Origin of the sequence: Tardiphaga sp. (genome assembly GCF_044340795.1) — a bacterium.
GTDB lineage: Bacteria > Pseudomonadota > Alphaproteobacteria > Rhizobiales > Xanthobacteraceae > Tardiphaga.
Genome location: NZ_JBIISY010000090.1, coordinates 1 through 23,927 on the forward strand (window position 1 = coordinate 1; position 23,927 = coordinate 23,927).

Sequence of the window (23,927 nt, forward strand, 5' to 3'; positions counted from 1 at the left end):
CGCCATGTCGATGGCTTCGACATTGCCCACGCCTTCATACAGCGTATAGATCGCTTCATTGATCATCGGCAGAAGAATACGATTGACGATGAAGGCCGGGAAATCCTCGGAGACGGCGATCTGCTTGCCGAGCTTGCTGACGAACTCCTTCGAGGCATCGAAGGTCGCGTCATCTGTGGCGATGCCGCGGATCAATTCGACCAGCTCCATCACCGGCACCGGGTTCATGAAGTGAATGCCGATGAATTTTTCCGGACGATCCGTCGAGGCCGCAAGGCGGGTGATCGAGATCGACGAGGTGTTCGAGGCGACAATCGTTTCCGGCTTCAGCACCGCGCAGAGATCCGAGAAGATCTTGCGCTTGGTCTCTTCCTTCTCCACCGCGGATTCGATCACGAGGTCGCAGCTGCCGAGTTCTTCCAGCGTATCGACCAGCGAGATGCGCTCCAGCGCGCCCTTCTTGGCGTCTTCGGTGATCAGCTTCTTGGAGACCTGACGGGTCAGGTTGCCGGTGATGGTGGCCATCGCAGACTTCAGGCGATCGGCCGAGACGTCGTTCAGCACCACATCGAAGCCGCCCAATGCTGCGACATGCGCGATGCCGTTGCCCATCTGGCCCGAGCCGATCACGCCGACTTTCTTGATCATAACCGCCATCTTGTCTGTATCTGTGGAACCGTGGACCGCATAGCACGGCCCGAAGCGCGCATCATGCCATAAAAAACCGGCCGGAGTCAGGTACTCCGGCCGATGTCGTTAATTTGTGCGTTGTGTGGCACCGAAACTCTCCTTGTCGTCGCCCGACTTGATCGGGCGATCCAGTAAACACCGCAACTTCGGAGGTTACTGGGTCACCCGGTCCTAGCGCGCAACTGCGCGCATGGCCGGGTGACGACAGCTCGAGTTTGAGCGCTTTACTTCAGCGCGTCAGTCAGTTCCGGCACCGCCTGGTAGAGGTCGGCGACCAGGCCGTAATCGGCGACCTGGAAGATCGGCGCGTCTTCGTCCTTGTTGATCGCAACGATCACCTTGGAGTCCTTCATGCCGGCGAGATGCTGGATGGCGCCGGAAATGCCGATGGCGACATAGAGCTCCGGAGCGACCACCTTGCCGGTCTGGCCAACCTGCCAGTCATTCGGCGCATAGCCAGCATCCACCGCGGCGCGCGAAGCACCGACGCCGGCACCGAGCTTGTCGGCGAGCGGCTCGATGTACTTCGTGAAGTTCTCGCGGCTCTGCATGGCACGGCCACCGGAGACGATGATCTTCGCCGAGGTCAGTTCCGGACGATCGCTCTTGGCCATGTCCTCGCTGACGAAGGTCGACAGGCCGGGATTCTCGGCCGCCGCGGTGTCTTCCACCGAAGCGCTGCCACCTTCGCCGGCTGCGGCAAAAGTGGAGGTGCGAACGGTGATGACCTTCTTGGCGTCCTTCGACTTCACGGTCTGGATCGCGTTGCCGGCATAGATCGGACGCTCGAACGTGTCGGGCGCGACGACCTTGGTGATCTCCGACACCTGCATCACATCGAGCAGAGCTGCGACGCGCGGCATGGTGTTCTTCGACCGCGTGGTGGCGGCAGCGATGATGACGTCATAGGCCGGGGCCAGCTTTACGATCAGCGCAGCCAGCGGCTCGGCGAGATCATGGGCATAGGCTTCGTTGTCGGCGAGCAGAACCTTTGCGACGCCGTTCAGCTTCGCAGCGGCTTCCGCAGCAGCCTTGGCATTCTGGCCGGCAACGAGGACATGCACCTCACCACCGATTTCGGTGGCAGCGGTCAGCACCTTGTTGGTGGAGTCCTTCAGCGAGGCGTTGTCGTGATCAGCGAGAAGGAGAATAGCCATTAGAGCACCCCGGCTTCGGTCTTGAGCTTCGACACCAGTTCAGCGACGTCCTTGACTTTGACGCCGGCCTTACGGCCTGCCGGTTCGGAGGTCTTGACGATTTCGAGACGCGGCGCGACGTCGACGCCAAGCGCGTCGGCAGTCTTTTCATCGATCGGCTTCTTCTTCGCCTTCATGATGTTCGGCAGCGAGGCATAGCGCGGCTCGTTGAGGCGAAGATCGGTGGTGACGATCGCAGGCGACTTGATCTTCACGGTCTGCAGGCCGCCGTCGACTTCACGCGTCACGGTGACATCGTCGCCCTCGACCACGAGCTTGTTGGCGAAGGTCGCCTGTGCCCAGCCGAGCAGCGCGGCCAGCATCTGGCCGGTCTGGTTGGAATCGTCGTCGATCGCCTGCTTGCCGAGAATGACGAGACCCGGCTTCTCTTCTTCCGCGACCTTCTTGAGGATCTTGGCAACGGCGAGCGGCTCAACGGTGCCGTCGACCTTCACCAGGATGCCGCGATCGGCGCCCATGGCGAGACCGGTGCGCAGCGTCTCGGTGGCCTGCTGCGGTCCGATGGAGACGACGACAACTTCGGTCGCCTTGCCGGCTTCCTTGAGACGCAGGGCTTCCTCGACGGCGATTTCGTCGAACGGATTCATCGACATCTTCACGTTGGCGAGTTCGACGCCCGATCCGTCGCCCTTGACGCGAACCTTGACGTTGTAATCGACCACCCGCTTGACCGGTACCAGAACCTTCATCGATCCTCTTTCGGTTGAATTTTGATCTTGTGCAGCTTCTCAGCTGACTTGGCGCGGAACCTAGAGCCACCGCCCCACCGGGTCAACGCGCCAGACCTGAAAATCGAAGGTCTCTAGGCGCGGTATTTTTACCTGTTTGCTCCGGGTACCCAGAGCACGTCATTGGCGCCATTGCCGTTCTCCGAACGGCTGGCAACAAACAGGAAATCCGACAGCCGGTTCATATACTGGATACCAGCGTCGGAGACCGGTTCGTCAGGATTAGATGCGAGTTCCACCATCATGCGTTCCGCGCGGCGGCACACCGTGCGCGCCACATGGAGATGCGCGGCAGCCGGAGTTCCCCCAGGCAGGATGAACGAAGTCAGTTCCGCCAGCGGCGCATTCAGCGTGTCGATATCCCGCTCCAGCCTTTCGACCTGGCTGGCCAGCAGCCGCAGCCGCTCCGCCTTGCCCTCGCGCTGGGGAACCGCGAGATCGGCGCCGAGATCGAACAGATCGTTCTGGATCAGGCCGAGCATGCGATCGAGCTCCGGCGCGTGCGCAAGATGCAGGCGGACCACGCCGAGCGCGGCATTGGTTTCGTCCACCGTGCCATAGGCGGAGACGCGCAGATCGTATTTCGGCCGCCGCTCGCCGGTGCCGAGGGCGGTGGTGCCGTCATCGCCGGTGCGGGTGTAGATCTTGTTGAGAACGACCATCAGTGAATTCCGGTTCTATCGGCCGAGAAAGAACAGCGTCGCCATCGTCAACACGATGGCGGCGAATTGCAGCAGAACGCGCCACCGCATCAATTGCTGCGAGCGGTTCGGCGAACCGCCGCGCATCATGTTGGCGAGGCCAAGCAGCAGCACCAGCGCCACGGCGCCGAGTGCGATCGGAAGGATGAATGTCTGAAGGAATGATCCCATGGGTTGCTAGATAGCATCGCGGGTTGGGGGATGCCATCCCTGCAGAAAAGACCGGATCTCACGCCTCCTTCCGGTAGCGCTCCAGATTGTCCTGCAGCATCGCCAACACGTTGTCCCGCATCGGATCGCGCGTGCCGCGGATCCATGCGGCGGCCAGCGGCAGGCGGTTCATACCGGAGACCTTCAACGGCACATAGCAGACGCCGCGCGCCGCCATGCGCTGCGTCCAGCGCGGCACGATGGCGATGCCGATCTCGGCAGCCACGAGATTGACGATGGTCTGCTTCTCATCGGCGATCTGCACGACATTGGCGTCGAGCCCGGCTTCCGCGAACAGCTTCATGGTCAGGTCATGGCTATGCGGCCGCGAGCGCCGCTCCGGCACGATCAACGGTTCTTCCGCGATATCGGCAATCATCAGCCGCTTTCGCTGACTGAATGGATGCCGCTCCGACATTGCCACCACTGCGGTCTCGTGAAACAGCGGCATGAAGTCGATGCGCTTGTCCGCACTCACCGGCGGCCGCACGACAGCGAGATCGAGCCGGCCGGACAGCAACTGCGGCAGCAGGCGGATCGTCTTGTCCTCCACCAGTTTCACCGTGACGTCGGGATGGCGTTCGCGCAGATCATGCAGGAGCGCCGGCAGCAACCCCGCAGCAGCGCTGTCGATGGCACCGACACGGATGGTCGCAGCGCGGGCGCGCACGCGGTCACGAAATGACGTTGCGAGCCGATCGGCACGATCCAGCAGATCGCGTGCCTGTTTCAGGAAGGTCGTGCCATCCTCGGTCAGTGCGACGCTGCGGGTGGTTCGTGTCAGCAAGCGGGTGCCGAGATCGTCCTCGAGCAGGCGGATATGCCGGCCGAGCGCCGACGGCATCATCTCCAGCCGCTGTGCCGCGCGGCCGAAATGCAGCTCGTCGGCGGCGGTGATGAAACAACGGAGCTGGTGAAGGTCCATAGACACTCCCGTAGGGCGGATGAGCGAAGCGTAATCCGCCGGCCGAACTCAAAATTGAAACGCCGCGGCGGATTACGGCTCCGCCTCATCCGCCCTACGATTTCATTATCTCATTTATTTGTATAATCCAATGCGATTGAGCCGAACGGGGACCGGCGGCAGGGTGGCCCATCCATCGTCCACCAGCAGAGACCCGACCATGCGTGAATATTCCATCGCGGCCATTCCGGCCGACGGGATTGGCCCCGAAGTGATCGCCTCCGGCACCCGCGTTCTGGAAGCCCTGCAGAAGCGCATCGGCGACATCGCATTCAACGTCACCACCTTTGACTGGGGCTCGGACTATTACCGCAAGCACGGCGTGATGATGCCGGCCGACGGCCCGGCGCAGCTCAAGAAATTCGACGCTATCTATTTCGGCGCGGTCGGCGCGCCCGACGTGCCCGATCACATCACGCTGTGGGGCCTGCGCCTGCCGATCTGCCAGGGTTTCGACCAATACGCCAATGTGCGCCCCACGAAGATCCTGCCGGGCATCACCTCGCCGCTGCGCGGCGTCGAAGCGGGCGATCTCGACTGGGTGATCGTGCGCGAGAACTCGGAAGGTGAATATGCGGGCTGCGGCGGCCGCGTGCATCGCGGACTACCGGAGGAAGTCGGCACCGAAGTCTCGGTGTTCACCCGGGTCGGCGTCCAGCGCATCATGCGCTACGCCTTCAAGCTGGCGCAGTCACGCCCGCGCAAACTGCTCACCGTGGTCACCAAGTCGAACGCCCAGCGCCACGGCATGGTGATGTGGGACGAGATCGCCGATGAGGTGTCGAAGGAATTCCCGGATGTGACCTGGGACAAGATGCTGGTCGACGCCATGACCGTACGCATGACGTTGAAGCCACAGAGCCTCGACACCATCGTCGCGACCAATCTCCACGCCGACATTCTCTCCGATCTCGCTGGCGCTCTCGCCGGGAGCCTCGGCGTCGCGCCCACCGCCAATATCGATCCGGAGCGCCGCTTCCCCTCGATGTTCGAGCCGATCCATGGCTCGGCCTTCGACATCACCGGCAAGGGCATCGCCAATCCCGTCGCCAGTTTCTGGACCGCAGCACAGATGCTCGAACACCTCGGGGAGCCCGATGCGGCCGTGCGGCTGATGCGGGCGGTGGAGAAGGTCTGCGAAGCCGGCATCATCACGCCGGATGTCGGCGGCAAGGCTACGACCAAAGAAGTGACAGACGCTGTGGTCGACGCGATCTACAGTTCGAACGTCTGATTTATTCCGATCGCCCCGGTGAGGCCGGGGCGATCGTTCTTCATAAAACAAAACCAATAGTCCGGGAGGATGATATGAAAACCACCGTCACAGTTGCATTCGCGCTCACGATGGCGAGCACCGCCGCCTTCGCGCAGGGCTATCCCAACAAACCCATCACCATGCTGGTGCCATTCGCGGCCGGCGGCCCTACCGACACGGTGGCGCGCGTCACCGCGCAGAGCATGGGCAAGGCGCTCGGCCAGACCATCATCGTGGAAAACGCCACCGGCGCCGGCGGCACCATCGCCACCGCGCGCGCAGCCCGTGCCGAGCCGGACGGCTACACCATCCTGATCCATCACATCGGCATTTCCACCGCGGCGACGCTGTATCGCAAGCTGCCCTATGACACCAAAACCGCCTTCGCGCCGATCGGCCTGATCACCAATGCGCCAATGACTATCATCTCGCGGAAAGACCTGCCACCGAACACGCTGGCGGAGCTGGTCACCTATATCAAGGCCAACGGCGACAAGATGACCTTCGGCAATGCCGGCCTCGGCGCAGCTTCCCATCTGTGCGGCATGCTGTTCATGACAGCGATGGACAAGCAGGTTCAGACCATCCCCTACAAGGGCAACGGCCCTGTCATGAACGATCTGATGTCCGGCCAGATCGACCTCACCTGCGACCAGACAACCAACACCACCGGCCCGATCGGCAACAAGCTGGTGAAGGGCTATGCGGTCACCACCAAGGCGCGGCTGTCGTCGATGCCCGACCTGCCCACCGCGGATGAAGCCGGCCTGAAGGGGTTTGAAGTCGGTGCCTGGCACGGCATCTATGCGCCGAAGGGCACGCCGGACGAGGTCGTGCAGAAGCTCGCAAAGGCGCTGCAGGACTCTCTGCGCGATCCCGATCTCGTCAAGCGCTTCACCGACATCAACACCGATGTCGTACCGCAGGACCAGGCCACCCCGGCCGCGCTGAAGGCGAAACTCGACAGCGAGATCGATCGCTGGGCGCCGATCATCAAGGCCGCTGGGCAGTTCGCGGACTAGTGGCTGCCAGCTCATGGTTCGAGACGCGCGCCGACAGGCGCGCTCCTCACCATGAGGGACGGCGTGGGCGTCGCCACATACACTCCCCTCACCCTGAGGAGCTCGCCAAAGGCGAGCGTCTCGAAGGGTGGCCACACGTGACGTTCACGCACGGGTGTCATGACATTCCCGCATCGGGAAATTGATTTATAACATTCCCCGCGCGGCCGCTTCGGCCCGATCCTCCGGGGGACTTCCATGTCGATAACAACCACCTTCGCGCGCGTGGTCGCGCTGATCGGCGCAGGCGCGGTGCTGTGGCGCCGTGCCCAGGGCGAAACGCCGACGGCAGCCTGGGGCAGCGCGCCCGCCATCCCCGAAGCCAAGCCGCAAGGCGCCATCCCGACCTTGAAGATGCCCACCGCCCGCGGCTGGGATGCCGGCCAGAAACCGACCACAGCCCCCGGTCTCAAGGTCAATGCCTTTGCCACCGGCCTCGAGCATCCGCGCTGGATCAATGTGCTGCCCAATGGCGACGTGCTGATCGCCGAGTCCTCACAGGTCGCGAGCCGTATCGGCAGCCTGTTCAGCTATGCCATGCAGGCGACCATGCGCCGCGCCAAGGCGCTGGGCGAAAGCGCCAACCGCATCACCCTGCTGCGCGACCGCGATGGCGACGGCATCGCCGAAGTGCAGCAGGTGTTCATGGAGAATCTCAACCAGCCCTTCGGCATGGCGCTGGTCGGCGAGACTTTCTATGTCGGCAATGTCGATGGCGTCGTTGCATTCCCCTACGTGCAGGGCGCCGACAGGATCACCGCACAGGGCAAGAAGCTCACGACATTTGGCACCGGCGGCCACTGGACCCGCAGCATCCTGCCGAGCCCGGATGGCACAAAACTCTATATCGGCGTCGGCTCGCTCTCCAACATTGCCGAGAGCGGCATGGAGATCGAGAAAGGCCGCGCGGCTGTTTACGAGCTCGATATCACAACGGGTGACTATCGCATTTTCGGCGCCGGCCTGCGTAATCCCGTCGGCCTCGCATGGGAGCCGACCACGAACGCGCTGTGGACTGTGGTCAACGAGCGCGACGGCATCGGCGACGAAACGCCGCCGGACTATCTCACCTCGGTCAGGGACGGTGGCTTCTATGGCTGGCCGTATTGCTACTGGGGCCAGACCGTGGACAACCGCGTGCCGCAGGACCCGGCATTGGTCGCCACCGCCATCAAGCCGGATTATGCGTTGGGCGGCCACACCGCGTCGCTGGGCCTGTGCTGGATGCCTGCCGGCACCCTGCCCGGCTTCGGCGACGGCATGGTGATCGGCCAGCACGGCTCGTGGAATCGCAGCAAGCTGTCCGGCTACAAGGTCGTGTTCATCCCGTTCGAGAACGGCCTGCCGTCAGGCCCGCCGCGCGATATTCTCTCCGGCTTCCTGGCACCGGACGAGAAGGTGTCTTACGGGCGTCCGGTCGGCGTGACCCTCGGGCCCGATGGCTCGCTGCTGGTGGCAGATGACGTCGGTGATGTCATCTGGCGCGTGACGGGCGCGTAAGCGCGCCTACACGCCCTCGACCGCCACGACCTCGACATGCGCGGCGCCAGCGCGCGCCGCGCGGGCTTTGACATAACCAGGTGAATGGAAATAGGCGCAGGCCGCGTCGAAGTCCGGAAACTCGATCACGACGTTGCGCGACCGCGCCTCCCCTTCCAGGGCCTCGAAGCGTCCGCCGCGCGACAATACCTTGCCGCCAAAGGCCGCGATGGCCGCCGTCGCGAGCGGGACATAGGCAGCGTAGCGTTCCGCATCCAGAACATCGATGCGACCAACGATATAGCCTTTGGGCATTGCGAACTCCGTTTCGGGAAAGAGGCGCGCCCGCCTGATTGGCGGGCGCGCGAACTGTTATTTGGCGAGCAGCGGGCAGGCGCTGTCGGCCGCCGGCCGGAACGCCTGTTCGCCCGGCACGGTCGCGCCGATCTCGAAGAAATCCCAGTCCGCCTTGGACTCCGCCGGGGTCTTTACCCTGGCAAGACGAACGTCACGCATCAGGCGACCATCGGCCCGGATCTTGGCCTGCTTGGTCATCAGGTCATCCACCGGCGTTTCCTTCATCTTCTTCAGCACGGCCTGCGTCTCGGTCGAGCCCGCGGCCTTCACGGCCTTCAGATAGTGCATCACGCCGCTATAGTTCATCGCCTGCGCCTCGCTCGGCGGACGCTGCATGCGGGCGCGGAAACGCTTGGCGAATTCGCGCGTCGCATCGTCCTGATCCCAATAGAACACGGTGCTGATCGAGGTGCCCTGCGTCGCCTGCAGGCCGACGCTCTTCACATCGACGAGTAGCAGCGCCATGGCGGACGGCACCTGCTTCTTGCCGAAGATCTGGAATTCCTGACCCTGCTTCAACGCATTCTGCAGATCGCCCACCGCGCTGGCGATGGCGATCACCTTGGCGCCCGAGCCCTGTGCCTGCAGCAGGAAGGAGCTGAAATCCTGGGTGTTGATCGGATGGCGCACCGAGCCGAGCACCTTGCCGCCAGCGGCCTCCACCACCTTGCGGGTGTCGTTTTCGAGCGCATAGCCAAAGGCATAATCGGCGGTGACGAAGAACCAGGTATCGAGCCCGGCCTTCACCATCTGCGCAGGCGCGGCGCCAGAGAACTGGTAGCTATCATAACCCCAGTGGAAGCTGTTGGGCGAGCAGGCCTTGCCGGTCAGCTCCGACGTAGCCGCACCGGTGGCGATGGTGATGCGGTCCTTGTCCTTGGCGATGCCCTGGGTGGCGAGGCCCACCGACGAGTTGCCGAGATCGACGATCAGCCGGACATCCTCGGTGTCGAACCAGCGGCGCGCGATGGTGGCGCCGATGTCGGCCTTGTTCTGATGGTCGGCATGCACCAGCTCGATCTTGCGGCCGAGCACGGTGCCGCCAAAGTCCTCGATCGCGAGACGCGCGCCTTCTACCGAGCCCATGCCCTGGGTATCGCTCAGCGAGCTCGACATATCGGTCAGCACGCCGATCTTCACCGGACCGTCCTGCGCCTGCGCATGGTCGACTGCCGCAATCAATGCGAGGCCGGCGGCCATTCCCTTCAACATCATCTTTCCTCCTCCTTTGTTGTTGTTTTGTTGTTCGTCAGGCCGTCAGGCCGCCATCCACCGGCAGATGCGCGCCGGTGATGAAGGACGCCTCGTCCGACAGCAGGAACAGGGCGGCATAGCCAACCTCTTCCGGCCGGCCGGCGCGCCCCATCGCCGTGGACGAGCCGAATTTCTGCACCAGCGCCTCGCGGTCCTGTCCCTTGGTCGCAGGCTGGTCCTTGCGATCAACGAAGTCGCGCGCCATTGGAGTATCAAACGGGCCGGGGCAGACGGCGTTCACGCGAATGCCTTCCTTGGCGTAACGTTTGGCGAGACCGCGGACGAGACCGATCACGCCCGCTTTCATGCCGGAATAGACCGGGCTGAACTGCGATGCGGACATGCCCGAGGTCGACGCCGTGAAGAGCACCGAGCCACCGCCCCGCGCGCGCAGATGCGGCAGCGCAGCAATCGTCGTCGCGAGCTGGGAGCGGATATTGAGATCCACGGCAATATCGAAATCCTGCCAGTCGAGATCCTCGATGGCGGCGGGGCCGGGATGGCCAAGATGATTCCAGAGGTAGTCCATCGCGCCGAATTCAGCGACTGTGCGTGCGACGATCTCGGTCGCAGCCTTGCCGTCACGCAGATCGGCGCCGATCGCGAAAGCCGTGCCGCCGGCATCGCGGATTTCCCTGGCTACGGCCTCGGCACCGGCGGCATCGCGATCAACGATGCAGACCTTCGCACCTTCACGCGCGAGCAGGAGCGCTCCGGCGCGGCCCATGCCGGATGCCGCAGCCGTCACCAGGCCGGATTTGTCTTTCATTCTCATTTGCTAGAGCCTTTCCTCGTTCGTTCTTGATTGTTTGCCTGCAGAATCGATCGTGCCGATGTCCGGAGTGTTACGGAGGGGATCGCCATCCGCATCTGCGACATCCTGGCGGATGAGAGAGCGCGGCCACGACCGGGGTGGCGATCAACGAGATGGTGACTGCGAAGCATGGCGTGCCCGCCCCGATTGCGCACGGGACGCTCGGAGATCGCATGATCGATCCGACGGCGCTTCCTCACTGTCTCCCCCCGACACTTTTTTGCTCATGGAGGTGTAGCGAGCCGCCACCCAGCGATCTAATATCGATATGAGAATTATTTATACGGATTTCATATCAATGGAATTGCGCCAGTTGCGCCAGTTCGTGGTGCTCGCTGAGACGATGAATTTCCGGCGCGCTGCGGAGCGCCTCAATATGGCGCAGCCACCGCTGTCGGTGTCGATCCGCAAGCTCGAAGACGCATTGCACACGACGCTGTTTGAGCGCTCGACCCGCGAGATGCGCCTGACGGCGTTTGGCAAATTGTTTCTCGACCATGCGCGCCGGACGCTGTTCGAGGCCGACCAGGCGCTGCGCGCGGCGCAATCCGCCGCCATGGGCGAGGCGGGCTCGCTATCGATCGGCTTTGTCGGTACCGCCACATATGCCGCATTGCCCCGCCTGATCCCGGCGCATCGCGCGGCCTATCCGCATGTGCAGCTTCAACTCAGGGAATCCACTTCGGGCGAAATCCTCGCGCAGATCGAACAAGGCAGCATGGATCTCGGCATTGTCCGCGCGCCCGTGGCGCGCGCCACGGACTGCGTGTTGCAGACCATCGAGGACGATCACCTCGTCCTGGCCCTGCATCGCGACCATCCGCTGGCTGCACGCTCATCCCTGTCGCTCGTGGATCTACAGGACGAACCTTTTGTCACTTATGCCTCCACCGCCGTGCCGAGCCTGCACGCCATTCTGTCTTTCGCCTGCCAGAACGCTGGCTTCGTGCCGCGCATATCGCAGGAGGCGGTGCAGGTGCAGACGGTGATCAGCCTCGTGGACAGTGGCCTCGGCGTTGCGCTCGTGCCCGCGGTTGCCACCCGCAATCAGCCCTGCAACGTCCTTTTCCGCGAATTGTCCGATCTGGAAGCCATGGCACCGATCTCGCTCGCCATCGCCCACGCGCCGAAATGGGAAACCGCCGCGTCACGCAATTTCCGCGCACTTGCGGCCAGGCACCGGATGCCGCGTTTCGGCGCGAACGCGCCGACCGCAGGGGTCATGCCGGCGAGGTGACCTGGTTCCTGCGGACTGCGAATTACTGCATGTAAACCGAAGCCGAAAAGCTCCAGACCCAGCGCTTCGCAGCCAGTTTGCAATCGCCGATCGGACGGTCGTCCGTGCAGCTGCCCTTTGGCGGCTCTTTCGCGAGCGAATAGACGACGCGCTTCTCATCCTTCGCGAAGACTTTCGTCGTGGCGAGCGGGCCATCAGCATCATAGGCGCCGTCATGGGCCCAGCCCTTCAGTCCCTTCAGCGCAGCGTCGATCCTGCTCTCGGCCTTTTCGAACGGAACGGTCAGGCCGGTGGCGCTTGCACTCATCCGGCACGCCTTGCCGCGCAAGCCGTCGGGATAAGTCGGCGCATCCTGTTCGCTGCCATCGAGCTTCATACCGCTGGCCTTGCCGAGTAGCACTGCGAACTTCTGGCATTCGAACGGCGGCACCGGCTTTATGGCCGTCTCGGCCACTGCGGGTACGGCAAGAACGCTCAACAGGAAGCCGCAAAAGGGCGTGCGTGACCTCGACATGGCGACTTGCTCCGAACGGATATGCGGGCACAGGCCTAACGAGACTGTGTAAAGATACCGTAGCCCGCGTAACGGCAGCGACCTTATGCCGCCCGCACCCGCTGCAGGAACGCTCCCACTTCGACCTTCAGCCGCCCGCTGTCCCCTGACAGCGATTGCGCTGCGGACAACACATGACCTGACGCGGCACCCGTGTCGCTGGCGCTGCGCTCGACCTGCGCGATATTCGCACTGACCTCGATCACGGCCTGGGCGGCGTGCTGGACATTGCGCGAAATCTCCTGCGTGGAGGCGCTCTGCTCTTCCACCGCCGAGGCGATCGACGAGGCGATTTCCGACATGCGGTTGATGGTGCCGCCGATCGCTGCAATGGCGCCGACGGAATCCTGCGTTGCCGACTGGATGTCGAAGATCTGCTTTGAAATTTCGTCGGTCGCCTTCGATGTCTGCGCCGCCAGCGCCTTCACCTCGGACGCCACCACCGCAAAACCGCGGCCGGCGTCGCCCGCGCGCGCCGCTTCGATGGTGGCATTCAGCGCCAGCAAATTGGTCTGCGACGCGATGCTCGAGATGAACTGCACGACATTGCCGATCTTCGTGGCCGCGGCAGCCAGCAGCGCCACCCGGTCGTCCATCATCCGCGCCTGCTCCACCGCCTCGCCGGCGATCTGCGACGAGGCCTGCACCTGGCGGCCGATCTCCACCACCGATGCGGCCATCTGCTCGCTGGCCGACGCCACCGACTGCACGCTGGAGGATGTTTCTTCCGACGCCTGCGCCACCTTTACCGACAGATCCTGCGCAGTGCTGGCGGTCTGCGACATCGAACCGGCTTCGGCTTCCAGTTCATGCGACGCCGTCGCCACCAGTTCGATGATACGGCCGACCTCGCGCTCGAACTGATCCGCGACTTGCTCCATATCAGCGCGCCGGTTTTCGGCGGCATCAGCCACCTCGCGCATCTTGGTGCGAGTCTCCTCCTCGGCCTTCTCACGCGCCACCAGCTTGAAATTCTCCACCGCCCGCGCCATGGCGCCGATCTCGTCGCCACGGTTGAGGCCGGGCAGCACCACCGTGAAATCACCCTTGGCAAGTTCCTGCATGGCGCGCGTCATGCCGGCCACGGCATTGGCGATGCGCTGGCCGAAAATGGCGGCGAGCAGTCCAATCAACAGCGTCGCGCCGGCAATCGCCCAGGTCATCATCTGACGCACCTCGGCCGCGCGTGCGCCAGCGGTGGCGTAACGCTCATCCGCGGTCTTGATCAGTGCGTCGAGGCCCGGACGGTTGCGCTGGAACACGGTGGCGAAATCGGCGATCTCGTCATTCAGCAGGCTCTGGGTCACCTGATAACCGGCAAAACTCTGGCTGTAGGCTTTCATCGCGGTTTCAATCTCGTCCTGCACGGCTTTCGGCAGCGCCGATTCAGGCAGCGCCTTGGCGAATTGCTCCTGCCGCTTGTCAAAGTCCTCGCCATACTTGTCGCCGCCGCGAAGCATGAAGTCCTTCTCGTGCCGGCGCATCATCAGCATCAATTGAGTGAGGCGCGGCACATCATGTGCGGCAAGCTTCGTCTCCGCCTCATGCACGGCATTGCGTAGCCGGCCCTGCAGGCCCTCGCTCTCCTTCAGTCCCAACTGGCGCTGCATGGAGACGATGTTGTTGAAACGCGTGCGATAGATGCTGAGGCCCGACCGCAGTGCGCTGTCGCTCTTGGCGTCGTCGCCATCAACCGACTGCTTCATCACGGTTTCGATGCTGGCGAGGCCTGCCAGAAGCGTTTCCACGATCTGCTCGTGCCGCGCGACATTGCCCTCCTCCCGCGTGCGCATGAAGGCATTGGCAACCTGGCCGGCTTCGAGATAGCCCGTGGCAAGAGCCGCCACTTCATGACGCAGTTTCAGCGCATGATCGGACTCCGCTTGTGCCCGTGCATCGAAGTGGAGACCCGCAAGGCAGATCGCACCGATCGCAACCACGCTGAGCAATCCGAGCGACGCAATCTGCACGCGCAGACCGACGCGCGGCATCAAGGTGCGGAAGGATTTTCGAGGGGAAGTGATGTGTTTTGACATGCGATCCGATGCAACGATTGGAATTTCGCGCACCGGATAATTCGTCGCTTCTAACAAGAGCTAAACATCCACGGCGCAATGCCATGGATGTGAGATGTTTATTTCCGTCGGATTCGGTGATGTGACATCGTCACGTCATCAACGCGTCACGAGCGCTTATAGCTTCGCCATAGGTGGCACGCGCGTGTGCCAGTCGGTGGCCGCTTCATGCGCGCGGCCGATCCGCAATGCGAGAGCCTCCTGATACGGACGGCAGACGATCTGCAGCGACGTTGGCAACGTCTTCGAGGTGAATCCGATCGGGATTGCAAGCCCGCAGAAGCCGATCTGGTTGACGAAACGCGTCAGCGTCGCCGGCGTGGTGGCTTCATCCACCTCAGCGAGTGGTATTGGCGGCACCTGCGAGGTCGGCGCCAGCAATGCATCCGCTGCGCCGAACGCCTGCAGCATCGCCTGCCTGTCCGCCTGCGCGCGCCAGCGGGCCTCGATATAGGCTTTCGCATCGATCTTGCCGGCAAGCACGCGGGTGCGCACGCCATCATCCATCGGTGACGACGGATCATCCGCCACCGCGCCATGGATCGCATAGGCTTCACCCATCATGATCTCCGCCGCGCGCGAAAACTCCGGCAGCGGCTTTGGCAGATCGATGGTGACAATAGTGGCGCCGAGCGAGCGATAGACCTCGATAGCCGCATCATAGGCCTTGAGGAGCTCCGGATCGACCGCCTTGCGCTCGCGCGCATCGATCACCGCGAGCGTCAGGCCCTTCACGCCGTCTTCCAGTTCGGCAAACGGATCGATGGGCGTGACATCCAGCGTGGTGGGGTCGCGCACATCCGGCCCCTGCATCGCCTGGAACAGCAGCGCCGCATCATGCACCGAGCGCGCCAGCGGCCCCACCGTGTCGAGCGACGGCGACAGCGGCACGATGCCATGCAGGCTGATGCGCCCCGATGTCGTCTTCAGACCGAACAGATTGTTGAAGCCGGCCGGCCCGCGCACGGAGCCGCCGGTATCGGTGCCGATGGCGATGGTCGCCAGCCGCGCCGCCACGGCCGCCGCAGAGCCATTACTGGAGCCGCCGGCCGTATGCGGCACCTCGGCATTCCACGGATTGCGGGGCGCACCGAGATGCTGATTGGTGCCCCAGCCGCCGAGTGCGAATTCCACCGTATGCACCTTGCCGAGCACGATGGCGCCCCGCGCCTCGAGTTTCTTGACGATGGTCGCCGTCTGCTCCGCCACGCGGCCCTTTCGCGTCGCCGAGCCCGCGGTGCAGACCTTGCCATCAATCTCGATCAGGTCCTTGACGCCGACAGGCACGCCATCAAGCGCGCCGAAGGGCTTGCCGTCCCGGTAGCGTTGCGTCGATTGCGCCGCGGCTGCGCGGGCCTCGTCGGCATAGACATCGATAAAGGCGTGAACCGCGCCGTTCAGCGCAGCAATGCGCGCGAGATGGGATTCGACCACGTCGCTCGGCGTGAACGTGCCTGCCTTGTATCCCGCGACGAGCTCGCCGGCGTTGAGAAAGCTCAGTTGATCGCGATCCGACATGTCGTCATTCCCCATCTGTCTTACAGCCCCATGCTGCCCCGATCTCGGCGTGGGTCAAGACCGCGCAGAGCGGACCCCGCATGACGGAATGCAGCCGCTGCGGTTGACGCCGGCCACCGTCCCCGACACAACCATCTGCATGAAGATGCCGGCCCGCGACCGGCAGAAAACCGACACAGAAACGACCGAGGACACCGCCACGATGACCGAGCGCGCCCAGGCGATCGCCGCCAGGATCGAGACCTTCATCCGCAACGAGGTGATCCCTTACGAGAAGGACCCGCGCTGCGGCAGTCACGGCCCGAGCGACGAACTGGTGCAGGAGCTGCGCGACAAGGCGCGGAAGGCCGGCGTGCTGACGCCGCATATCCTGCCGGACGGTTCGCATTTCACCCAGCGCGAGACGGCGATTGCGCTGATCAAGACCGGCCTGTCGCCGCTCGGCCCGCTCGCCTGCAACACCATGGCGCCGGACGAAGGCAACATGTATCTGCTCGGCAAGGTCGGCACCAAGGAGCAGAAGCAGCGCTTCCTCGACCAGCTCGTCTCCGGCGCCTCCCGTTCAGCCTTCTTCATGACCGAACCCGCCGGCGACAACGGCGCCGGCTCCGACCCGTCGATGATGCTGACCACCTGCAAGCTCGACGGCAATCACTGGGTCATCAATGGCCGCAAGACCTTCATCACGGGCGCGGATGGCGCCAAGGTCGGCATCGTGATGGCGAAGTCCGATGACGGCGCCTGCCTGTTCCTGGTCAACTTGCCCGATCCCGCCATCCGCATCGTCCGCGTGCTGGAGACCATCGACAGTTCGATGCCCGGCGGCCACGCCGAAATCGAGATCGACAATCTCCGCGTCCCGGCCGACCAGATGCTCGGCGCCTCCGGCGAGGGCTTCAAATATGCGCAGATCCGGCTCTCGCCGGCGCGGCTGTCGCATTGCATGCGCTGGCTCGGCCTGTGCATGCGCGCCAACGAAATCGCATCCGACTATGCCTGCCGTCGCAACGCGTTCGGCAAGCCGCTGGTGGATCACGAAGGCGTCGGCTTCATGCTGGCGGAGAACTTGATCGACATCAAGCAATGTGAGCTGATGATCGACTGGTGCGCCAGCGTGCTTGATGGCGGTTCGCTTGGCACCAATGAAAGCTCGATGGCGAAGGTCGCCGTTTCCGAAGCGCTGATGCGCATCGCCGATCGCTGCGTACAGGTGATGGGCGGCATGGGTGTCTCCGGCGACAGCATCGTCGAACAGGCCTTCCGTGAAGTCCGTGCCTTCCGCATTTATGACGGCCCGACCGAGGTGCACAAATGGTCGCTCGCCAAGAAGATCAAACGCGACTGGAAAGCCGCGCAGCACTGAGACGACACACGATGAGAAAGCCGCCGATTTCGGCGGCTTTCTTTTTTGCACGGGATCACATCACGCCTGCGATGCAGGCCGGGCAATGCGATGGGCCCAGGGCTGCACCTGCTCGATCTGCGCCGAGGCCTGCAGCACCAGATCTTCGCGCCCGAAGCGGCCGACGAACTGAATGGCGACTGGCAGGCCGCTCTCCGTCCACAGTGCAGGCAGGCTCGCCGCCGGCTGTCCGGTGGCGTTAAAGATCGCCGCAAACGTTCCGTAACGCGCGATCTTGCGCCGGAAATCGAGATAGGTGCCTTCCCGCATGCTGAGATAGCCGAGCTTGGGCGGCAGTTGCGTCAAAGCCGGCGTCAGCAGCAGGTCGTAGTCCTGCATATAGGCGTCGAGGATGCGGCCCACGGCATGGAAGCGACCAACGGCGCCGATATATTGCGAGGTCGAGATCGTCTTGCCGTAGTCGTAGCCGTTGCGCATCACCGGCTCGAGATCGTCGTCCTGCAGGGCCTTGCCGGTCAGGCCGAGGCGCGTATCCACGCTGACGACGATATTGGCGGACAGCATGTCCGCATGTGACTGAACCAGCGCATCGTAATCCAGCTCGGGCGGAGCGCTGTCGATCAGCTCATGACCGGCAGCGCGCAGCAATTCCACCGCATGGTCGACAGCTGCCACGCACTCTGCAGCGACCGGAATGTCGTTCCATGCCTGACGCCACACCGCGATGCGCAGAGGTCCGGGCGCGCGCTTGATGAGATCGAGATACGAGTCCGGCGCAGGCGGCGCGGCATAAGGTGAACCCGGCTCATAGCCGCAGGTCGCATCAAGCGCTGCCGCCGTGTCCCGTACGCTGCGCGACAGGACGCCGTCGCTGGCGAGGCCGCCCCAGCCTTCGCCGCGGAATGGCCCCATCGGCAGGCGCCCGCGCGAAACCTTCAGACCATAGACGCCGCAGGCGGCAGCCGGAATGCGGATCGAACCGCCGCCATCGCTGCCATGCGCGACCGGCACGATGCCGCAGGCTACGGCCGCTGCCGCACCGCCGCTCGAGCCGCCGGGCGAGCGCGTTGGGTCCCACGGATTAAGCGTCGGCCCGCCATTGCACGCAGCCTCGGTGGTCGCGGCCATGCAGAATTCCGGCACGGTGGTGCGCGCGAAGGGAATCAGGCCGGCGCTCTCGAAGCGATCGGCTAGTGTAGCGTTGCGCGCATAGGTGGTGTCGCGGAGCAGACGAGAGCCCGAGCTCGTCGGCAGGCGCACATGCGCTACGGCCGTATCCTTGAGCAGGAACGGAATGCCACCGAACGGCCCGCGCGGAGTCCACGTCCTGGCGATGACGAGCGATTCATCATAGCGCTCATAGCTGATTGCATTGAGGGCCGCGCCCCTGCTGCGGGCGAGATCGATGGCACACGTCATCAGTTCTGCGGAGCTGACTTCCTTCCGCGCCAGGAGGTCCGCCAGCGCGAGGCCATCAAGTTTCTCGTAGTCCACGTTACGCATTGCAGGTCTTTCACTGTTTGTCGGGCTCGTGCCCTCGCATGCATAAAGCCAATCGGGCTTGCGCCGCGCAATGGCGTGGCCGGAATGGAACCTCCCACAATTCCGAATGCCGCCGGTTGCAGCGCTTTCCAGGAGGAACGGATCACATCCTCACGGATTGCCTGCTTGTCTGGACAGTAAAAGCGCGCACCTGCACTTGCTGTTCGTAATGAGCGGGAACCAGCGAGGGTCGCATGCTTCCTGAAGAACAATCCGCGGGACACACACCATCCGAGGCCAAGACGCTGTCACTCGGCCTGCTGGTCTGGATCTTCTTCGGCGCGCTGGTCGTGCTGGCGCTATTTGCCTATTTCCGGATGTAGCTCAAGATATCAGTACATCAGCTACCGCATGAGGGAGCAAGCCATGCCTTACGCCCTGTTCGAAGACAAGACGAAGCTGAGCCGCGATTATCCGACCTATGAGGACGCGTGGCGCCACGCAGAAGAAGCTGGCCTCACCGACATGGTCGGCGACAAGCAGATCCTGGCGGATGGTTATGTGATCGAACCGTGCGCTGGCGAGAGTGCCAATACGCAGACGGCTTCGCAATGGACACTACCGTCGCGCGTCAACTAGAGGCGGCGCAGCAACCTTTCCCGATGTCGCTTGTTGCAATCGTCTCAATCCCAACGAGGACATTGCGATGGATACGTCGAACATCAAGGAACACATGGACGTCATCTCGGCCGACCGGAAAACCGTCGGCAAGGTCGATCATCTCGAAGGCTCTGACCAGATCAAGCTGACGAAATCGAGTTCGCCGGATGGCGCGCATCATCACTTCATTCCGCTCGACTGGGTCGATCATGTCGATACCCACGTGCATCTCAACAAGCCTGCCGCGGAAGTGACCGCACATTGGGCCGGCTGATTGCGGATCGGCCGTCCGGCATCGCCGGACGGCCCTTCATCGAAGGAGCACATCATGCCCGACGATTACACGGACAAGCGCAACGGCGCATATGATGCGGTGACGCCAGTCGGAAAGGAGCCCTATTTCAGGGCCGACGAGGATGGTCATCTGCAACAGGTCTGGGAGAATCCGGTCCCTCTCCGGCTGGAGCGCGAGGCATCGCCGCCGCTCAATCCGCGTACTGGACGCAACCCGACGGGCTAGCGTCGCGCGGAACCCGCCCGAAAACACAGCGTTGAGTGTTCCCGACTCTGTAGGGAACCGCGATGGGCAGCTCGAAGCATCACGACAAATCAGGCCCCGCCGACAGACTGTTCGGCAAGATCGCCAATGTTACATCGCAAGCCGCCGGTCGCGCGACGACTTTCATCATCGCTGCCGGCGTCGTCATTGTCTGGGCAATCACCGGCCCGATCTTCAATTACTCCGATACATGGCAACTGATCATCAATACTGGCACGACGATCGTGACCTTCCTGATGGTCTTCCTGATCCAGAATTCCCAGAACCGCGACAGTGCTGCAATTCAGGTGAAGCTGGATGAGCTGATCCGCACCAGCGCCGCCCGCAATTCGCTGGTCGGCATCGAGCATCTGACTGACGAAGAACTGGAAGACATCCGCGCCAAATGCGAGCAGCGCGCCAAGGCCGAGAAAGCTGGCGACAAAAGTGTCGAGCGCATGGGCGACCGCGCCAGGACGGCTGCCGACAAGGCCGTGAGTTAAGCCGCCACGCTGCGCCTCGCGATCGGAACGATGCAGGCAATCCCGGTTTGTCGACACGACTGACCGGCAGAACAGCATGACTAAACCAATTTCAACTGATCGCGTCGCGCGCCTGTTGACGCGTCGCGCCTTTGCGCAGGCCGGTGCCGGCATGGTGAGCCTGGCCGCGATCGCGACACCCGCCGCCGCAACCGTGAAGCAATCAATGACATCCCCGTCGATGGACGACCCGCGCGGCAAGTACCCGAAGCCGCCCTTCAAACAACAGACGCAGCCGTGGCCGGGCCTTGCACGCGACATGAATCCCCCACCGGATCACGGCGAACAGAGCTATCGCGGCTCCGGCCGGCTGCTAGGCCGCAAGGCACTGATTACGGGCGGCGACTCCGGCATGGGCCGCGCCGCCGCGATCGCCTTTGCGCGCGAGGGCGCCGATGTGATGATCAACTATCTGCCAGCCGAACAGCCCGACGCCAACGACGTCATCAAGCTGATCAAGGCCGAAGGCCGTGTCGGCATCGGCGTGCCCGGTGATCTCAAGGACGAAACCTTCTGCCGCAGCCTCGTGGCGCGCGCGGTGCAGGAGCTCGGCGGCCTCGACATCCTCGTTAGCAATGCAGCGCGCCAGCAGACGCGGGAATCCATCATGGATGTGTCGTCGCAGGATTTCGACGACACCATGAAGACCAATGTCTATGCGCCGTTCTGGATCATCAAGGCGGCCCTGCCGCATCTGAAGCCGGGCTCGGCGATCATCGGCACGTCTTCGGTACAGGCCGTCGATCCCTCACCCGAACTTTACGATTATGCGCAGACCAAAGCTGCGACGACGAGCTATGTGAAGTCACTGGCCAAGCAGCTCGCGCCCCGTGGCATTCGCGTCAATGCCGTCGCGCCGGGTCCGATCTGGACGCCGTTGCAGGTCTCCGGCGGCGCCACCATGGAGAAGCTGGAGCAATTCGGCAGCATGACGCCGCTGGGCCGGCCGGGCCAGCCCGCAGAGCTTGGCTCCATCTATGTGCAGCTTGCAGCGGCCGATGCCAGTTATGCGACAGGCCAAGTCTACGGCGCAGCAGGCGGCTCCGGCCAGCCGTGACGCGTGCTTGGCGATGACATTAGCAGAGGCCCCCATGACCCTTACCGCCATCGCGTTGAACTGCACATTGAAGCCGGGCAGCGAACCGTCATCGACGGACAAACTGCTCACAGAAATGCTGCGCGAGCTCGCCACGCATGACGTCCGTGGTGAAAGCCTGCGGATGACGGAATTCAACATCAAGCCCGGGGTGACGTCCGATGAAGGCGATGGCGACGACTGGCCAGAAATTCGCTCGCGCATCATCGCCGCCGACATCCTGGTCATCGGCACGCCGATCTGGCTGGGCCAGCCGTCGAGCGTTGCCAAGCGCGTGCTCGAACGCCTGGATGCTTTTCTCGGCGAGACCGACGACAAGGGCCGGATGCCGTCTTTCGGCAAGGTCGCCATCGTCGCCGTGGTCGGCAACGAGGATGGCGCGCATCATTGCCATGCAGAGATTTTTCAGGCGCTGAACGATGTCGGCTTCACGGTGCCGTCCTGTGGCGGGACCTATTGGGTCGGCGAGGCGATGGGTTCGGTCGATTACAAGGATCTCAAGGCGCCATTCAAGGCGACCGAACAGGCAACCCAGATGCTCGCAGCCAATGCTGCGCATCTGGCCCGCCTGTTGAAGACCTCCAGCTATCCGGGCGTTGCCTCATAGGCAGGAAAGGACCACAGCCATGATCATCGGAGATTTCTACCGATCACTGAAAGCCGAATTGCTTGGCCTGTCCGTGGACAAGACTGAACTGGACGAGAACGATGCATCACGGCCCGAGCCAAGTACCGCATGGCCGCACGACGACCGCCGGTATCATCCGGACGAACCGCCGCCGCGTTCCTGATCGTGATGGATTTTCTCCGGAACTGCGGGCGAGAAGTTGATCACGCCTTCCGATCAGGCGGAACAAGGCATCATGTCCTTTATTGAGCCCGCGTGCCCCCAACAGGAATCATGCATATGAACAAGCTTGTTATCGCAACTGCCATCGTCGCCCTTTCGGCCTCCGCTTCCTTCGCCCAGTCCGGCGCCAATCCGAGCGCCCCGCAGCCCGGCTCCACGGGCGCCGGCGTCAATCAGCCTGGTACCACGAGCACCGGTACTGCCGTTGATCGCCCGGATTCAGCGAAGATGAAGAAGGACAACAACATGATGAAGAAGGACGACATGATGAAAAAGGACGGCATGAAGAAATAACTGTCGTCCTTTTCGTTATTCCCATCAGACAGACCGCGCGGCGCTCCAAACCGCGCGGTCTGTCGCGTCAAGCATTCGCCAGTCACTTCGCAAAGGGAGCATTGCCATGGACGACGTACAGATCTCAGCCCTGCTCGGACGGGCGGCATTGAAGATATGGACAGATCTTCCTCCCGGCGCGCAAGAGATTTTGTTCAAGGCCGCGATCGACGATGGCGTCATCGCCAATGCGCTCGCCACCTATCTGCACGATCATCATCCGCGCACGGCGCATCCGCCCAAGCCGACCGCGGTCGCCTGATTGCCCGCATCACGATCGGCTCTCCTGCAGATCGATGAGCGCGATGCCGAGATCGTCGCGCTTCCTGCGCCGCAGACATGCCGGCGTTTCGGTGAGGATGACCTCCAGCGTCGGCCGCACGATGCCCTTGACGAAATGCCCGCCACGCACCGATCCGTCCGCCAGGCCGAGCACTGCATGTAGATGCAGGCTGGCCTTGCCGTCATCGCCCACGGCCACGTCGCCGAGCAGGCTCAGCACCTCGGACGCTTCGGTGACCGGAATATCCTTGTAGGACTTCGTCTCGTATTCATAGAACGCCACTGTCGCCTGCTTGAAGGCCCCGATCGCCGTGAGCGATGCTGCAGCGATCCCGGCGTCGTTGACGTATCTGGTCAGCGCCTCGAATGCTTCCTCGCCGGTCTCCAGCACGACCACATGGGTCTTCACGCCATCATCCGCAGAAACGAGTTTGCCCTTCATCCATCCATCTCCGTTGTCATTCGCAGACGGTGAACGATGCGGACCCGGCGCCGTTCCGGGCCCGGACATCATGCCGCTTGGAGCGGAAAAGAGGACAGATCCAACGGAAAAAGCCGCCGAAGACGGCGGCTTTTCGAAACAGCTCATAACTGTCTGACGTGGAATGATCAGGAATGTTTGGTTGCGGGGATAGGATTTGAACCTATGACCTTCAGGTTATGAGCCT

At 63.2% G+C, this 23,927-nt stretch carries 29 protein-coding genes; 15 read left to right on the forward strand and 14 right to left on the reverse strand.

Annotation, left to right across the window (positions count from 1 at the left end; genetic code table 11):
• The 6 genes from ACIQ17_RS16055 to ACIQ17_RS16080 form a co-directional block, all read right to left on the reverse strand.
• Positions 1-657, reverse strand: a 657-nt coding sequence (locus ACIQ17_RS16055) for a 3-hydroxyacyl-CoA dehydrogenase NAD-binding domain-containing protein (RefSeq protein WP_398470054.1), incomplete at its 3' end; no start/stop codon positions are given.
• 257 nt (positions 658-914) lie between these two features.
• Positions 915-1,847, reverse strand: coding sequence for an electron transfer flavoprotein subunit alpha/FixB family protein (locus ACIQ17_RS16060; protein ID WP_398470055.1), 933 nt, complete (start codon positions 1,845-1,847; stop codon positions 915-917).
• Complete coding sequence (locus ACIQ17_RS16065; protein ID WP_398470056.1) at positions 1,847-2,596, reverse strand: electron transfer flavoprotein subunit beta/FixA family protein; 750 nt, start codon at positions 2,594-2,596, stop codon at positions 1,847-1,849. The genes ACIQ17_RS16060 and ACIQ17_RS16065 overlap by 1 nt, the downstream gene beginning before the upstream one ends.
• 128 nt (positions 2,597-2,724) lie before the next feature.
• Positions 2,725-3,297 carry a cob(I)yrinic acid a,c-diamide adenosyltransferase gene (locus tag ACIQ17_RS16070; RefSeq protein WP_398470057.1) on the reverse strand — a complete coding sequence of 191 codons (573 nt, stop codon included), beginning with the start codon at positions 3,295-3,297 and terminating at the stop codon, positions 2,725-2,727.
• A 15-nt stretch (positions 3,298-3,312) separates the two neighbouring features.
• Positions 3,313-3,507: a twin transmembrane helix small protein gene (locus tag ACIQ17_RS16075; protein WP_398470058.1), complete on the reverse strand. Its 195-nt coding sequence runs from the start codon at positions 3,505-3,507 to the stop codon at positions 3,313-3,315.
• A 58-nt stretch (positions 3,508-3,565) separates the two neighbouring features.
• Entirely contained in the window at positions 3,566-4,471 is a 906-nt protein-coding gene (locus tag ACIQ17_RS16080) for a LysR family transcriptional regulator (protein WP_398470059.1), read from the reverse strand.
• Between the two features lie 199 nt (positions 4,472-4,670).
• Between ACIQ17_RS16080 and ACIQ17_RS16085 the strand changes: the two genes are divergently transcribed.
• From ACIQ17_RS16085 to ACIQ17_RS16095, 3 genes are all read left to right on the forward strand, one after another.
• On the forward strand, positions 4,671-5,744 hold the full coding sequence (locus ACIQ17_RS16085) for a tartrate dehydrogenase (protein ID WP_398470060.1): 1,074 nt from the start codon (positions 4,671-4,673) through the stop codon (positions 5,742-5,744).
• Between the two features lie 74 nt (positions 5,745-5,818).
• On the forward strand, positions 5,819-6,787 hold the full coding sequence (locus ACIQ17_RS16090; protein WP_398470061.1) for a tripartite tricarboxylate transporter substrate-binding protein: 969 nt from the start codon (positions 5,819-5,821) through the stop codon (positions 6,785-6,787).
• A 237-nt stretch (positions 6,788-7,024) separates the two neighbouring features.
• Positions 7,025-8,326: a PQQ-dependent sugar dehydrogenase gene (locus ACIQ17_RS16095; RefSeq protein WP_398470062.1), complete on the forward strand. Its 1,302-nt coding sequence runs from the start codon at positions 7,025-7,027 to the stop codon at positions 8,324-8,326.
• A gap of 6 nt (positions 8,327-8,332) precedes the next feature.
• Here the strand turns inward: ACIQ17_RS16095 and ACIQ17_RS16100 are convergent, their stop codons facing one another.
• The 3 genes from ACIQ17_RS16100 to ACIQ17_RS16110 are packed head-to-tail and all read right to left on the reverse strand — an operon-like array spanning position 8,333 to position 10,685.
• Entirely contained in the window at positions 8,333-8,620 is a 288-nt protein-coding gene (locus ACIQ17_RS16100) for a DUF1330 domain-containing protein (RefSeq protein ID WP_398470063.1), read from the reverse strand.
• A gap of 57 nt (positions 8,621-8,677) precedes the next feature.
• On the reverse strand, positions 8,678-9,877 hold the full coding sequence (locus ACIQ17_RS16105) for an ABC transporter substrate-binding protein (protein ID WP_398470064.1): 1,200 nt from the start codon (positions 9,875-9,877) through the stop codon (positions 8,678-8,680).
• Positions 9,878-9,911: 34 nt separating this feature from the next.
• On the reverse strand, positions 9,912-10,685 hold the full coding sequence (locus ACIQ17_RS16110; RefSeq protein WP_398470065.1) for an SDR family NAD(P)-dependent oxidoreductase: 774 nt from the start codon (positions 10,683-10,685) through the stop codon (positions 9,912-9,914).
• 343 nt (positions 10,686-11,028) lie between these two features.
• Here ACIQ17_RS16110 and ACIQ17_RS16115 point away from each other — a divergent pair, with 343 nt between their 5' ends.
• On the forward strand, positions 11,029-11,967 hold the full coding sequence (locus ACIQ17_RS16115) for a LysR substrate-binding domain-containing protein (protein WP_398470066.1): 939 nt from the start codon (positions 11,029-11,031) through the stop codon (positions 11,965-11,967).
• A gap of 22 nt (positions 11,968-11,989) precedes the next feature.
• Here the strand turns inward: ACIQ17_RS16115 and ACIQ17_RS16120 are convergent, their stop codons facing one another.
• From ACIQ17_RS16120 to ACIQ17_RS16130, 3 genes are all read right to left on the reverse strand, one after another.
• A complete protein-coding gene (locus ACIQ17_RS16120; RefSeq protein ID WP_398470067.1) occupies positions 11,990-12,481 on the reverse strand; it encodes a hypothetical protein in 492 nt (163 codons plus the stop codon).
• An 83-nt stretch (positions 12,482-12,564) separates the two neighbouring features.
• A complete protein-coding gene (locus ACIQ17_RS16125; protein WP_398470068.1) occupies positions 12,565-14,556 on the reverse strand; it encodes a methyl-accepting chemotaxis protein in 1,992 nt (663 codons plus the stop codon).
• 156 nt (positions 14,557-14,712) lie between these two features.
• Positions 14,713-16,113 (reverse strand): amidase, encoded by a 1,401-nt coding sequence (locus tag ACIQ17_RS16130; protein WP_398470069.1) that lies wholly within the window; start codon positions 16,111-16,113, stop codon positions 14,713-14,715.
• 49 nt (positions 16,114-16,162) lie between these two features.
• On the opposite strand from ACIQ17_RS16130, the gene ACIQ17_RS16135 reads away from it, so the two are divergent.
• Positions 16,163-17,476, forward strand: a complete 1,314-nt coding sequence (locus ACIQ17_RS16135) for an acyl-CoA dehydrogenase family protein (protein ID WP_398470070.1) — start codon at positions 16,163-16,165, stop codon at positions 17,474-17,476.
• A 60-nt stretch (positions 17,477-17,536) separates the two neighbouring features.
• Here ACIQ17_RS16135 and ACIQ17_RS16140 read toward each other — a convergent pair whose 3' ends face one another.
• Positions 17,537-18,979: an amidase gene (locus ACIQ17_RS16140; RefSeq protein WP_398470071.1), complete on the reverse strand. Its 1,443-nt coding sequence runs from the start codon at positions 18,977-18,979 to the stop codon at positions 17,537-17,539.
• A gap of 233 nt (positions 18,980-19,212) precedes the next feature.
• Between ACIQ17_RS16140 and ACIQ17_RS16145 the strand changes: the two genes are divergently transcribed.
• From ACIQ17_RS16145 to ACIQ17_RS16190, 10 genes are all read left to right on the forward strand, one after another.
• Positions 19,213-19,341, forward strand: coding sequence for a hypothetical protein (locus tag ACIQ17_RS16145; RefSeq protein ID WP_398470072.1), 129 nt, complete (start codon positions 19,213-19,215; stop codon positions 19,339-19,341).
• A gap of 43 nt (positions 19,342-19,384) precedes the next feature.
• Complete coding sequence (locus ACIQ17_RS16150; protein WP_398470073.1) at positions 19,385-19,597, forward strand: hypothetical protein; 213 nt, start codon at positions 19,385-19,387, stop codon at positions 19,595-19,597.
• A 67-nt stretch (positions 19,598-19,664) separates the two neighbouring features.
• Positions 19,665-19,892, forward strand: coding sequence for a DUF2171 domain-containing protein (locus ACIQ17_RS16155; RefSeq protein ID WP_398470074.1), 228 nt, complete (start codon positions 19,665-19,667; stop codon positions 19,890-19,892).
• A 54-nt stretch (positions 19,893-19,946) separates the two neighbouring features.
• Positions 19,947-20,138, forward strand: a complete 192-nt coding sequence (locus tag ACIQ17_RS16160) for a hypothetical protein (RefSeq protein ID WP_398470075.1) — start codon at positions 19,947-19,949, stop codon at positions 20,136-20,138.
• A gap of 62 nt (positions 20,139-20,200) precedes the next feature.
• A complete protein-coding gene (locus tag ACIQ17_RS16165; protein WP_398470076.1) occupies positions 20,201-20,659 on the forward strand; it encodes a low affinity iron permease family protein in 459 nt (152 codons plus the stop codon).
• A gap of 205 nt (positions 20,660-20,864) precedes the next feature.
• A complete protein-coding gene (locus ACIQ17_RS16170) occupies positions 20,865-21,755 on the forward strand; it encodes an SDR family oxidoreductase (protein ID WP_398470082.1) in 891 nt (296 codons plus the stop codon).
• A gap of 34 nt (positions 21,756-21,789) precedes the next feature.
• Positions 21,790-22,401, forward strand: a complete 612-nt coding sequence (locus ACIQ17_RS16175) for a flavodoxin family protein (RefSeq protein ID WP_398470077.1) — start codon at positions 21,790-21,792, stop codon at positions 22,399-22,401.
• Positions 22,402-22,420: 19 nt separating this feature from the next.
• Positions 22,421-22,585, forward strand: a complete 165-nt coding sequence (locus tag ACIQ17_RS16180; RefSeq protein WP_398470078.1) for a hypothetical protein — start codon at positions 22,421-22,423, stop codon at positions 22,583-22,585.
• A gap of 116 nt (positions 22,586-22,701) precedes the next feature.
• Positions 22,702-22,938, forward strand: a complete 237-nt coding sequence (locus ACIQ17_RS16185; RefSeq protein WP_398470079.1) for a hypothetical protein — start codon at positions 22,702-22,704, stop codon at positions 22,936-22,938.
• Positions 22,939-23,044: 106 nt separating this feature from the next.
• The gene (locus ACIQ17_RS16190) at positions 23,045-23,239 is read left to right on the forward strand and encodes a hypothetical protein (protein WP_398470080.1); all 195 of its coding nucleotides are present in this window, start codon (positions 23,045-23,047) and stop codon (positions 23,237-23,239) included.
• A gap of 9 nt (positions 23,240-23,248) precedes the next feature.
• Here the strand turns inward: ACIQ17_RS16190 and ACIQ17_RS16195 are convergent, their stop codons facing one another.
• On the reverse strand, positions 23,249-23,701 hold the full coding sequence (locus ACIQ17_RS16195; RefSeq protein WP_398470081.1) for a PPC domain-containing DNA-binding protein: 453 nt from the start codon (positions 23,699-23,701) through the stop codon (positions 23,249-23,251).
• Positions 23,702-23,927 lie beyond the last annotated feature (226 nt).